A 12,945-nucleotide genomic window follows, 5' to 3' on the forward strand; every position below is an offset into this window, starting at 1 on the left:
TATTTTTGGTAACGAAATGACTTCAGTATCCTCTATCCATGATTCATCTAATTTTTCAAGGAATAGTCGTTCAACACTCAAAAAAAGAACGCTACTTTTTCGATATTTAGCAGAAATAAACTTAATTTTTGGCGCTTGGTATTTACAATGGCGGATCACTCATTCCATCAACTTTGATGCGCTCTGGCTATCTATTCCTTTGTTAATAGCAGAAATTTACAGTTATTTTGGCGGAGTCATGTTTGTAATTGGACTATGGCGACCTATAGTCCGACAGATTAAGTCCCTCAATCAGTTAAACCCACCCCTTCCTAACTCTGATTGGTCAACTGTAGATGTGTTTATAACCTGCTATAACGAGCCACCAGAAATGGTTGAAGAAACTGCCAGAGCAGCTTTAGCAATAGATTACCCAACTACAAAACTGCGTGTTTATATATTAGACGATGGTAATTCTGAGCAAATGCGATCTATGTCAGAAAGACTAGGCATAGAAGATTTACAATCACCATTATTACAAGCAGAAGCTGATCGAATTGATGTAGAACTATCTACTTTAAATAAAAGAATTCAGCAATTAGAAAATTTAGCGCCTGATGTAGAAGCTGCCGAAAAATGGCTACAACAATCATCTTCTACATCATTAAATATTTTTGAGGATATTCCTGCTAGATTTGTGCAGAGTTTACAACAGTTCATTCTCTGGTTAAACCCTCAAAATCAAAATAGTAGTAATGAAACTAAATCAACCTTATATGAACGTCTTAATCATGAGCGCCATGCGTTAGAAGTAGCAATTCGCCGCAAAGAATTAGAACTTGTACAATTGATGCGATTGCGGTATATTGCTCGACCTAAACAACCAGGAGTAGCTCATCATGCTAAAGCAGGTAATCTCAATTACGCCATTTTTTCTGGGGAAACCGCAGGAGATTTTATTCTGACTTTAGATGCAGATCATATTCCTAAACCAGCATTTCTCAAGCGAGTTTTGCCATATTTCTATACCTATAATTTGTATTCAGGAAAATATGAACCAAACCGAATTGCTTTTGTACAAACTCCCCAAGATTTTTATAATATTCCCCCTGGAGATCCCTTTGGACATCGAGCTAATTTATTTTATGGACCTCTCCAACAAGGTAAAGATGGCATGAACTCAGCTTTCTATACAGGCACAAATGCAGTCCTGAGAAGAGAAGCACTAGTAAGTGTTGGGTTACAATATTTCGCAGATGAATTTGCTAAAGATGAAAAACGATTAGATGAATTTGAATTAATTGGTGGTGTTTCTAGTAATAGTATTACAGAAGATATGAATACAGCCATGCGTTTACATGGTGCTGGTTGGAAATCAATTTATCACCATGAATTGTTAGCAGAAGGCTTGGCTCCTGATGATCTAAGTTCTACCCTCAAACAGCGAATGCGTTGGGCGCAAGGTACAATCCAAGTGTTAGTCAGAGAAAATCCCCTAACAAAACCAGGATTAACAGTTTGGCAACGGTTACACTACTTTAAAACCACATATAGCTACTTTTCTGGGTTTGCAACTTTGGTTTTTATTTCTTGCCCCATTATCTATTTTTTTACAGGAATTATCCCTGTAAAAGCTTATGGATTTGATTTCGCTATCCATTTCTTACCCACTTTTATTATTAATAGATTGACATTCTTAGTTGCTGGTTGGGGTATTAAATCTGGGGAATTATGGCGTTCAGAACAATATGCCATTGCTTTATTTCCCCTATTAATCCAGGCTGTATGGAGTGTATTGACCGGAAAATCCATTAAATTTCAAGTTACACCTAAGCAACGGCAATCAGGAATTTATCTCCAGCTTATTTGGCCACAGCTAACTGTGTTTATTTTGATTATTTTAGGTATAATATGGAGTCTATATCGCTTTGCCATTGGTCAGTTAGAAACTCCTTTGATTTATCTGATTAATGGTGCATGGTCTATATATATATTATCCCTACTTTGGGCAATCATCAGCGCTGCTGTTTGGCAACCAGATAAAGATGTTTAATAACCGTTAAATCTCAAGTTTATAAACTAGGACAAAAAGGTAAATAACTTATGACTTCGACAATTCACATCTTTGAACCATCAGGAATTTTAAACGCTGCCGCAGGTAATGAGTTACGGCGTGAAATTAGTGACATTGTTAACAATGAAGTTGAGATTCTATTGATTGATATGTCAGAGGTGACTTTTATTGATAGCTCTGGTTTAGGTGCTTTAGTCGCAGCAATGCAAAGTGTTAGAAATGCTAAACGAGAACTGTTTGTATGTTCAATTAATGCTCAAGTTCAAATGTTATTTGAATTAACCAAAATAGATAGAGTTTTGAACATTTTAAGCGATAGAGAAGAGTTTACTAGCAAAGTAGCCACAACTTAGGTTATCGAGTATCTAGAGTGAACAGAGAAAAAGAGAATCCCAAATTTTGTCAATACAGCAGTTTGCGTAGTTAGGAAGTACGACATCTAAATTCAAACCTATACGCAAAGCCAGTTTTATTCCTGAACCGATAGGTCTGCGTAGCGTCTCCTGAATTCTGCTGTATATCTTTTCTGTCTGAATGTGAAATTAAGCTCTTACACCAAAATTAATTTGTAGCAAAGACAAATCGTCATCAAAATTTTCGTGTCCGCTTAATTTCACAATCTCAGGTAAAACTTGATGGAGATGATTGATATTTGTTTTGCTATAGGTGAGTAATAAATTAACGAAGGAGTCAAAACCCCAAATTTGTCCATTTGATTGGATAATTTCGTAAGCACCATCACTAAAAATATATAAGCTGCTGTTTTCTTCAACTTCTAAAACAGCAGTTTCAAAATTGAAATCTGGTAAAAAGCCAATTGGTAAATCTAAAGATTTTAGTTGCCTAACATTAATATTTTTTGGATCATTTCTAGATACTAGAATAGCTGCCGGGTGTCCAGCATTAGCATAAATTAGCTGATGGTTAACACGGTTAAAAACACCGTACAAAATAGTAAAGTATTTATCACCATGTTTACTCATTTGAAAACTTTCATTGAGTGCCTTGAGAACTTCTGCTGGTTGACAGAAGTTAGTATTGGGTAGAGACTGCGATCGCAAAATATTCAATACAGACACAGATAACAAAGCTGAACCTACCCCATGTCCAGACACATCTAACAGATAAATGGCCAAATTATCATCATCAATCCAATAGTAGTCAAAGCAATCCCCTCCTAATTGTGCTGAAGGTACAAACAGAGATTTGATTGTGACTAAGCCTTCAAGTGGTAGTGGTAAAAGCGATCGCACATAATCAGCCGCTTCTGCTAGTTCAGTTTCTAAAATTTGCTTTTGATGCTGCAAATCTTGGTTTAATTGCTCTAAAACTTGCTTTTGATGCTGTAAATCTTGACTTAACTGGTGTAATCTTAATCCTGCTCTCACCCGCGCCTGTAATTCATTCATCTCAATTGGCTTAGAGATAAATTCATCTGCTCCTGCATCTAGTCCTCTGACACGATCATTTTCTTCTCCTGGAGATGCTCCTTTTGCAGTTAAGAGAATGAAAAAAGTTGTCGCTAGTTGCGAATCTGTTTTAATCTGACGGCATACTTCTAGACCATCCATTTCAGGCATTACCCAGTCACAGATGATGAGAGCCGGACATAATCTTTTGGCTGCTACTATTCCTTCTTCACCATTGGAGGCTATGGTAATGTCATAACCCTGTTTTTGTAGCGTCCTTTTCAAAATCATTCGCAATATAGGATCATCATCAATGATAAGAATTTTTAACATTTTTTATCATTAAAAACTTGGAATAAATACACATTCATTACTCTACACTAAATTTTATAGTGTTATACAATTTAAAGCTATACACAATACCTTGTCCAAATCCAAAAAAGTCTTGATTTGTAGGTTGGGTTGAGGTATGAAACCCAACAAATGTGTTGCGCTGTCGCTTAATCCAACCTACAAAAAATGGACAAGGTATTTATACAGCAAGATATTTTTAGTTCTGAATCTTAACTCTTAAATTCTGCTATAGTTTAGATATTTACACTTCTCCTATTTTCACTATACACTGCTATCCAAATATTATAGAACTTCACCAATGAATAAAAAAATATATCTAAAAACCAATACAGATATTAACGCTATTAGCGAAGTTTTATCTTGGCTGGAGCAAATCAATCAGCCTCCGTTTAACAATCAACAAACTTGGTGGGAATTGCAAACACTTTTGGTAGAAGGATTTATTAACATTGTTGAACACGCGCATAAAAATTTACCTATAGAAACTCCGATTCAATTAGAGGTGATTAGATTCAAAGAAGATATAGAAATTAGAATGTGGTCTTGTGGAAAACCTTTTGATTTGGTTAAGCAACTACAAATAACTTCAGAATTAGAAGATAATGATGAAGAACGAGGACGCGGGTTAAAAATTATGTCTACTATTGCAGACAAAATGACTTATGAGCCAACAGAAGATAATCGTTATTGTTTATTTATTAGTAAACATTATTAAAGTTGTAAATGCTTCTGAATTATTTTTAACTCTTACCTATTGACTAAAAAATTTTTATGGCTCACGCTACGCTATCAGCAAAACCTAATTATTGATTATTTAAGAAATCTTGAATTTTGTTTACACATTCTATTAAATAGACTACTAATTCAGATATATTAAGAATATCGTTATTACTAATCTTATGTTCTATTTTTTCTAATGTTTTCTGCATGGTTGTAGCTCCTATATTTCCACTAGAACCTTTAAGATGATGAGCTTCTTTAGCAAGCTGCTCAAAGTCATTATTCGCTATTACCGTCTTCATTAACTCAATATGAAGTTGGCTATTTTCTACAAAAGCTCGTAATAACTCCAACTCAAATTCTTGATCATTTTGAGAAATTTCATGTAAATGTTCCCAATTAATTGGAAAATCCACCAATTCGCTATTTGTGGTTTTTATTATTGGCTCAGGGATAATATCTGGAACTATAGCCGCCTTTGAAGCTATAATTCTCGAACCCCAACGTTCTAGAATTTTTGCTAATTTATCTTTAGCCGCAGGCTTACTAATATAATCATCCATACCCGCATCTAAACAGCTTTGCTGGTCTTCTTTCATAGCTCCAGCAGTGATAGCAATCATAATAGGCCGCTGATGATTAACAAAAGAACTTACTGGCCGACGACAAATTTCTTTTGCTGTCTGAAAACCATCCAATATTGGCATTTGGCAATCTAAAAGAATGAGATCATAGGGAATTTTATCGACTAATTCTAAGACCTCTTGTCCATTGGCGACAGTATCAGCAGAATAACCTAAGTTTTGGAGTTGTTTGAGCAGGACTTTTTGATTGATCAGATTATCTTCTGCTATTAGCAATTTTAATTGCGATTTACTAGAAACATCTATTTGTTGATTTTCTATCTTTATAGATTGTTGATCAAATTTAACGACTTCCTGCTGATCTAGATTTACTTGGCTACCCAAAATATTCATAATTGTATCTAACAACCGAGATGCCTTGACTGGTTTAACTAAATAACTAGCAAATCCTATGTTTAATGCTTCCTGTACTTCATTTCTTTGATTAGTAGAGGTTAGCATAATGAGAGGGATATTAGCGATTGCAGAATTGGCTTTAATTCGTACTCCCAAGGTCAACCCATCCATCTGAGGCATTTGCATATCAATCACAGCCAAATCATATGGTCTACCCTGTGCCATAGCGATTTCTAAAGCTTGTAAACCAGTTAAGGCATCATCAGCCTCATCTACCTGCATTCCCCAAGATGTAGCTTGGTAGCGAATAATTTTCCGATTAGTAGCATTATCATCAACTACTAACAAACGGCGATTAATTAAAATATCAGGCTCTAGAATCTGACAAAAAGGCTGAGTTTGTTTAGGAAAAGGTAGATCAAACCAAAATTGAGATCCTTGTCCCATTTGACTTTTTACCCCAATTTCTCCTCCCATTAAAGTCACTAACTGTTGACAAATTGCTAATCCCAAACCTGTGCCACCATACTGGCGTGTAATAGAAGCATCAACTTGGCTAAATGGTTGAAAAAGTTTATTTTGATCATCAGCAGTAATACCAATACCTGTATCTGTAATGGTGAAATGCAGAATAGCTAAATCCTGATTTTCTGATTTCGATTCTACTTCTAGTAATACTTCTCCTTTGCTGGTAAATTTGATCGCATTGCCAATCAAATTCATCATAATTTGGCGCAAACGACCAATATCTCCCCTGAGATATTTATAGACATTTGGCTGCATAAATGCGGCCAGTTCCAATCCTTTTTTATGTGCTTGGGGAGCTAATAAATCTAACACTTCATCAATACAAGTACAGAGGTCAAAATCTAGGGTTTCCAGCATCATTTCTCCTGCCTCCAACTTGGATAAATCCAAAATTTCGTTAATCAAGGATAGGAGAGCATCACCACTGATCCGAATTGTTTCTATAAAATCTTGTTGTTCTGAGGTGAGGGGAGTTTCTAACAGTAGCCCAGTCATACCCAAAACGGCATTCATTGGGGTGCGGATTTCATGACTCATGTTAGCCAAAAAACTGCTTTTGGCTAGAGATGCTAACTCAGCTTGGTGACGAGCAACTTCGAGTTCTTGTTTTTGTAGAATTTCGACTTCTAGCAATTTGGCTTGAGCTAAAGCAATGCCTATTTGATCAGATAAGGACTTGAGAAGTTCTATTTCCCAGCTAGTCCATTGACGAGGTTCGCTACATTGATGAGCAATTAGTAAACCCCAAAGTTGATATTTACAGAAAATGGGAACAACAAGGTTAGCTTTAACCTCAAACTTTCGCAGCAGTTCTATATGACAAGTTTGAATATTAGCTTGCTCTATATCATTAATAACACCAATCCATCCTTGACGATATTTTTGGAGATAATTTTCTGCAAAACAAGGATCAACAATATTTTCTCCCATGACAACAGGGATACCAGGAATCAATGCTTCTTTCTTCGCAGTTAAAGAGCCATTGTCCTGTAACTGCATCATAACTACCCGGTCAGCGTGTAGAAGCTTTTGGACTTCTGTAACACTAGTTTCCAGGATGTCGTCAATTTGTAAAGAGTCGCGGATTTTTAAGGTAATATTAGCTAACAATTGTGATTGCAAATTCTGGTTTTGCAGTTCTTCTTCTGTCTGCTTCCTCTTGATAAACTGACCAATTTGGTTGCCAATAGACATCATCACTTTCAGCAAATCTATATTTTCTTCTTGAACCTTTTTGTTAAAGAAAATCATTACTCCAATAGTTGTATTAGCACTGCGAATAGGAAAACCAAAAGCCGCTTTTAATCCTACTTTAGTAGCAATCTCTATTCGCTGAAAATTTGGATAATCACAAATATTATTTAGCCATACAGGTTCAAAATTAGACCAAATACGGACAGGAAGCCCCATGTCTGGAGACAAGGTAATTTTTCGAGTCACTTCTTCAAATTTTTTTAGCTCTAAATCAGGTTCATACCAAACATCTGCACAACGCAGAACATTGGCTTGTTTGTCTAGTAGCCAAATTTCGCCCCAGTCCCATCCCAAATTCTGGCAAATTCCTTTTAAAGTGCGGTGAGTAGTATTACTAATATTTTTAGCTGCTGCTAAAGCACGAGTAGCAGCATATTGTATATTCAGATATTGTTCAGCCTGTTTGCGTTTGCTGATATCACGAGCAACACAAATTAATCCCCCATCTTTCAACTTTGTTAAAGATACTTCTTCGGTAAAGGTACTGCCATCTTTTCTTTTAGCAATTGTTTCACCTTGCCAATAACCCTGTTGCATTAGTTCAGGAAATACTTTGCGCTCAAACCATTTAATCTGTTCTTGTTCATAAAATTGTTGCCATGTTTTCCCTAGCAGTTCAGTTTGATCACTGTGTCCAAACAGATTAATGTGTGAGCTATTCAGATAAATATAATTACCATTTTTATCCAGAATACTAATCCCATCACTGGCAGCTTCCATTGCTGCTAATTGCTGCTTTAAAAATTCTTCAGCTTGTTTACGATCAGTGATATCTATGCCAGTGCAAATAATAAATTCAACATTACCTTTTTCATCTAAAATTGTCTTATCTGACCAACTAATTAACCGCCGATTTCCGCTTTTTATCAGCCAATAGTTTTCATATTCTTTCAACCCTTGACTTAATCTAATTTCTTCAAATATAGCTTGGACTGCCGGACGATCTTTAGGTTCTGTAAATAAGTTCCAAAAGCATTTATTTCTAACTTCATGGCTGGAGTAACCTGTGATTTCTTCACAAGCTCGATTAAATCCGATAATTTGCCCTTGAGGATCAAGAACTATGACTAAAGCATCAACTGTGTCTAATACCGTTGAGAGGAGTAAACTATCTACATTGCTTCGCCGTTCTAACTGTTTTATGACTTGGCGACCTAAAATTTTTAATGCTTCTATCTGCTCTGGTGTGAGGTTTTTTGGCACTTCATCAATAACACACAGTGTTCCTAACCCATAACCTTCATCATTAATTAGGGGTACACCTGCATAAAAACGGATGTTAGGATCTGATGTCACCAGGGGATTATTAACAAATCTTTGATCAAGGGTGGCATCTGGAATCATAAAAATATCAGTTTGCTGGATTGCATGAGTGCAAAAAGAAATATCACGAGGTGTTTCTGATGCTTCTAACCCAACTTTAGATTTAAACCATTGACGGTTTGTGTCAATCAAGCTCATCAAAGCGATGGGAGTACCACAAATAAGGGAAGCTAAACGAGTTATATCATCAAACTCTTCTTCTGCTTGAGTATCCAGAATTTTGTACTGTAAAAGTGCTTCAATCCTGGCTGTTTCATCATTATGTAAGAATGTTTTCATATTTAAACTTTACCGCCAGTTAAAAGTATTGTCATTGTGGATATTTTATCAAGAAAATTCAATCTAAAAAATTTATCACTATCGTAGGTTGGCGTTAAAAATTTTCTTCATGAGAAAGGAACGGGGAATTTATGATTTCTAATCGATAGACTAAAATAATTACGTAAAAATACGGTTGAAAATCTATAAATATATAGACGTAATTTTGTATAGATATTTCTTTTTCTTCATTTTCTAACTTTTTACATTTTATAGCAAATAGTATGTATCATTAAACTGCATACCGCTATAGCCAAAATACCTAATATTGAGAAAATTTTTGATAATTTCAACTCAAAATATATTATGATCTGGGCGATTCATGTTTCAAAGTTGTTAAAAACTTTCTCTGTCTTCATAAAAATTAATAGACGATCATCAAATACTGTGCGGAACAATAAAAGTATGACGAATAATTCTCCTGTCTCCTGGAATCGCGTTTGGCTAAAGCGTGAGTGCTTACTGAGTGAGGGATAACTGCTCTCATTGAAGTAAGAAGTAAATGTCTAGCCTTGTCTAGGTTTTAGATAGCAGTCATATAAGAAAATAAGGGACTTAATAATATGAATTCAGATTTTGAGCCACCATCAAAAAAACTATCTATGCTTGCGACTGTTGGTGGGGTTGTAACGGCTGTCATAGCGATCGCTAGTTTAAATTCTTTGTCAAAGCATCTTGCTGCTAATAATACTATCCAAAAACCAGAAGTATCAGCATCCTCAACCCCTGCTCCTATCACTGATAACATTGTCCAACTTGATGCTAAATCAATGGTTTTAGCAGGTCAACCTATTAGTCCTACTGAACTGATAAGCGCCAAAAATCCCTATATTGCGCCAGGAACAGGGACATTGACCGCAGATGAAACTATGATGGCGCGTCAAGCGTGGTTATACTTTAAACGCAACTGGAATGATCAAACTGGCTTAGTTAATTCCGTGGATGGTTTTACCTCTGTCACTATGTGGGATCAAGCAGCCGCGATCGCCGCTTTAGTCAGTGCCAGAGAACTCAATATCATTACTGTCAAAGAGTTTGAGAGCAAAATGAGTCAGATGTTAAAAACCCTGGCATCCATGCCTTTGTATAAAGGGGAATTACCAAATAAAGTTTACAATTCTCAAACGCTGATCCCTGTAAATTATGGTCAACTAGATAAACGGGAAGAAATTGGTTGGTCAGCCTTGGATTTAGGACGTTTGGCTATGTGGCTGAAAATTGTCGGCACAAAATATCCGCAAATGCGATCGCAAACAGAAGCCGTTTGGAAACATTGGCAAGTCAAGCGTCTAGTCAAAAACGGGCAAATGTACGGCACTTCTGTTGTTTCCGGCAAAGAACAATACAACCAAGAAGGGCGTTTAGGTTACGAAAATTATGCAGCTTATGGTTTAAAACTCTGGGGTTTAGATGTCAAGCAAGCCTTAGATTACAAATCCCATACAGCCTTTGTCAATCTATATGGACAGGGTGTTCCCTACGATCAACGCGACTCTAAAAACTCAGGTGCAAATAATTACGTTCTCAGCGAACCTTATATCTTAGATGGCATTGAAACCGGATTTCAAGCTTTACCTAAAGCTTATGCCGACAGAGTTTTAGCTGCTCAAGAAGCCCGCTATCAAAAAACCAAACTTTTAACGGCTGTCACAGAAGACAACTTAGATCGCGCTCCCTACTTTGTTTATAGCAGCTTATTTGTCAACGGAGAAGCCTGGGCAACCATTACAGATACAGGAAAAAAATATAACAATTTACGTTTTCTCAGTACTAAAGCCGCAGTAGGCTGGAATGTACTCTACAATACTGCTTACACAGGCAAATTGTTTAATTTTGTCCAAACTAAACTCAAATCTGAAAAAGGTTGGTATAACGGGTTTTATGAGTCTTTAAATCAGCCAAACCAAGCCCTCACCGCCAATAATAATGGCGTAATTTTAGAAAGCTTACTATACAAAAAAGTTGGTAAACCTCTCACAGTTTGGTCTGGTATAGTAAGGAAGTAAGTAAGCGAAAATAATGATAGCGTTTCCTAATCACATGAGGTATATCATAGCCCCCTCCTCGCTTGCGAGGAGGGGGTTGGGGGTGGGGTTCTTGTACCTCACTCAACCGATAACCGCTATATCATAGCGACAAAACAGGAACATGAGCGGAATTCGTTTTAATTCTTCTGTCAATGCTTTCGAGTCAGGATTCAGAAGGAAGAAGGAAGAGAAATATTTTTCTCTTCTGTTCCCTGTTCCCTTCTATATCAAATATTCTGTATCCTGAATCCTTACACTTTCGCCAAAATAAGAGCCTACAAAAATCTTGACTGGTAATAGCCAAAAGACCATATTCAATCTGTTCCTTTACATAACTATTTTATAAGGTGTTGCTTCCACTCGAATTACTACAACGAATACCATATTTACTTATCACCCTAAGTGTAATCAATAGTATTAATATTTGGTCTGTATCCGCATTTGCTATCCAACCAGATGAAAATGGGGGTTCAGAATCACTTTTAATAGAACCAGTCACTGCGGTGAAAAATTTGGCAAACCCACGCCAAAATAAAGGAGATATTACAGAAACAGAGTCCTCTCTTTTTTTCCCACTAGATGAAAACTTAAATTCAGTCTCAGAATTAACAGCACAAATTACAAATGTTGCTACTCTAAACAACCCAAATATATTTTTTAACAGCAACTTTCTTCCCCAAAAGTTAAAGTCAATACCAATATTGATTGCTGCACCTGAAAACTTCAATCCTGAACTACGGTTAACTCCGCAACCAATAGCACCAACGCAACAAACATCTCCACCAACCTCTCCACCAACCTCTCCACCAACATCTACTACACCTGTGCCGCCAGCGTTAGTTTTGGAAAACATCCAAACAGGCTTTCGTAGCGATATGAGTAATTTCCAACAGGAGAATAGAATTATTGAACCAGTCTTTCAATTCCGGTTACTCAATGGAGAAAAAATTAGGTTAAAAACTGGGTTTAATACTTTTACTCAATCGAAAGTTGAGTCAGTTACGAATATTCCGCTTCAAGTTGGATGGGAAGGAAAAACAGGTCAATATAATATCCAAGTAGCAGCAGGAATTGATATATTTAATCGTCTACCAATTGCTTTCAATTTCAACGCTCAGATAGATAGACCAATTTTCGTTAATCTCACTCCAGATAATCAATTAAAGTCAGCTTTATTTTTAGCAGCAGTAGTAGAACAAGGTCCTTATAAGACTAGTGCTAAAACATTAGAAAGTCAAATTACAGCTTTGCGATCTGGTCTAAATGCTTATTGGCAAATTGACCCTAATACTAGCTTTTTTTCTCTGTATCGTATTGGCTTATATAATGATGGTAATTTTGAACAACAGGCTTTTAATAGGCTAGAACATAAGTGGGGTGAATTTTGGTTTGCTGCTAATTTGTTTGCTTGGAAATATACGAGTGATCGCCAAGATATAAGTGGCTATTTTTCTCCTGGAGATTTCCTAGTTTATAACGCTGAAATTGGCTGGAGAAAAGATATTTTTTCTTTTTTAAATTGTCGATTAAATACCACGCTGGGACGACAAATACTTAATGGAAACAAAACTGGAGGTAATAGTTATCAAGCTCGTTGTACAGCTAAAATATCACCAGCTATAGATTTAGATTTTGGTTATGGTTTCAGCAATGTTCGCAATCTAATGACTGGTGATAGTCCTTACAATAATAAGACGTTAACAGGACAATTACAGATAAAATTTTAATCTGTTTTTTGATAAAAAAATGTATCTCTTCAATATAGGCTAGACTGTGCCGAAAGCTTAAGTGTAGAAATAATTGAATTTTTAGCGCAAGAAGTCAGGAGTCAGGAGTCAGGAGTCAGGAGTCAGAATATTTGGCTCTTCTGTTCCCTGCTATATTAATTCTGTATCCTGAATCCTTACCTTTTAGCAGAAGATTGGCAAAATTGGTTAGATAAAATATAATCTACAAAAATTGATAAAAATATTTATCAA

The 12,945-nt window shown here is 36.1% G+C and carries 7 protein-coding genes; 5 read left to right on the forward strand and 2 right to left on the reverse strand.

Annotated features, from left to right (window positions below; translation table 11 throughout):
* Positions 1 to 16 precede the first annotated feature (16 nt).
* Complete coding sequence (locus tag VB713_RS16935; protein ID WP_323312686.1) at positions 17 to 2,032, forward strand: glycosyltransferase; 2,016 nt, start codon at positions 17 to 19, stop codon at positions 2,030 to 2,032.
* Positions 2,033 to 2,082: 50 nt separating this feature from the next.
* Positions 2,083 to 2,406 carry an STAS domain-containing protein gene (locus VB713_RS16940; RefSeq protein WP_323312687.1) on the forward strand — a complete coding sequence of 108 codons (324 nt, stop codon included), beginning with the start codon at positions 2,083 to 2,085 and terminating at the stop codon, positions 2,404 to 2,406.
* 189 nt (positions 2,407 to 2,595) lie between these two features.
* Here VB713_RS16940 and VB713_RS16945 read toward each other — a convergent pair whose 3' ends face one another.
* On the reverse strand, positions 2,596 to 3,795 hold the full coding sequence (locus VB713_RS16945) for a SpoIIE family protein phosphatase (protein ID WP_323312688.1): 1,200 nt from the start codon (positions 3,793 to 3,795) through the stop codon (positions 2,596 to 2,598).
* A 319-nt stretch (positions 3,796 to 4,114) separates the two neighbouring features.
* Between VB713_RS16945 and VB713_RS16950 the strand changes: the two genes are divergently transcribed.
* Positions 4,115 to 4,531: an anti-sigma regulatory factor gene (locus tag VB713_RS16950; RefSeq protein WP_323312689.1), complete on the forward strand. Its 417-nt coding sequence runs from the start codon at positions 4,115 to 4,117 to the stop codon at positions 4,529 to 4,531.
* An 88-nt stretch (positions 4,532 to 4,619) separates the two neighbouring features.
* Here the strand turns inward: VB713_RS16950 and VB713_RS16955 are convergent, their stop codons facing one another.
* A complete protein-coding gene (locus VB713_RS16955; protein WP_323312690.1) occupies positions 4,620 to 8,900 on the reverse strand; it encodes a response regulator in 4,281 nt (1,426 codons plus the stop codon).
* A gap of 602 nt (positions 8,901 to 9,502) precedes the next feature.
* Between VB713_RS16955 and VB713_RS16960 the strand changes: the two genes are divergently transcribed.
* Positions 9,503 to 10,945 carry a DUF3131 domain-containing protein gene (locus VB713_RS16960; RefSeq protein WP_323312691.1) on the forward strand — a complete coding sequence of 481 codons (1,443 nt, stop codon included), beginning with the start codon at positions 9,503 to 9,505 and terminating at the stop codon, positions 10,943 to 10,945.
* Between the two features lie 368 nt (positions 10,946 to 11,313).
* The gene (locus tag VB713_RS16965) at positions 11,314 to 12,693 is read left to right on the forward strand and encodes a hypothetical protein (protein ID WP_323312692.1); all 1,380 of its coding nucleotides are present in this window, start codon (positions 11,314 to 11,316) and stop codon (positions 12,691 to 12,693) included.
* The last annotated feature ends 252 nt before the right edge of the window (positions 12,694 to 12,945 follow it).

It is taken from the genome of Anabaena cylindrica UHCC 0172 (genome assembly GCF_034931625.1).
GTDB lineage: Bacteria > Cyanobacteriota > Cyanobacteriia > Cyanobacteriales > Nostocaceae > Anabaena > Anabaena cylindrica_A.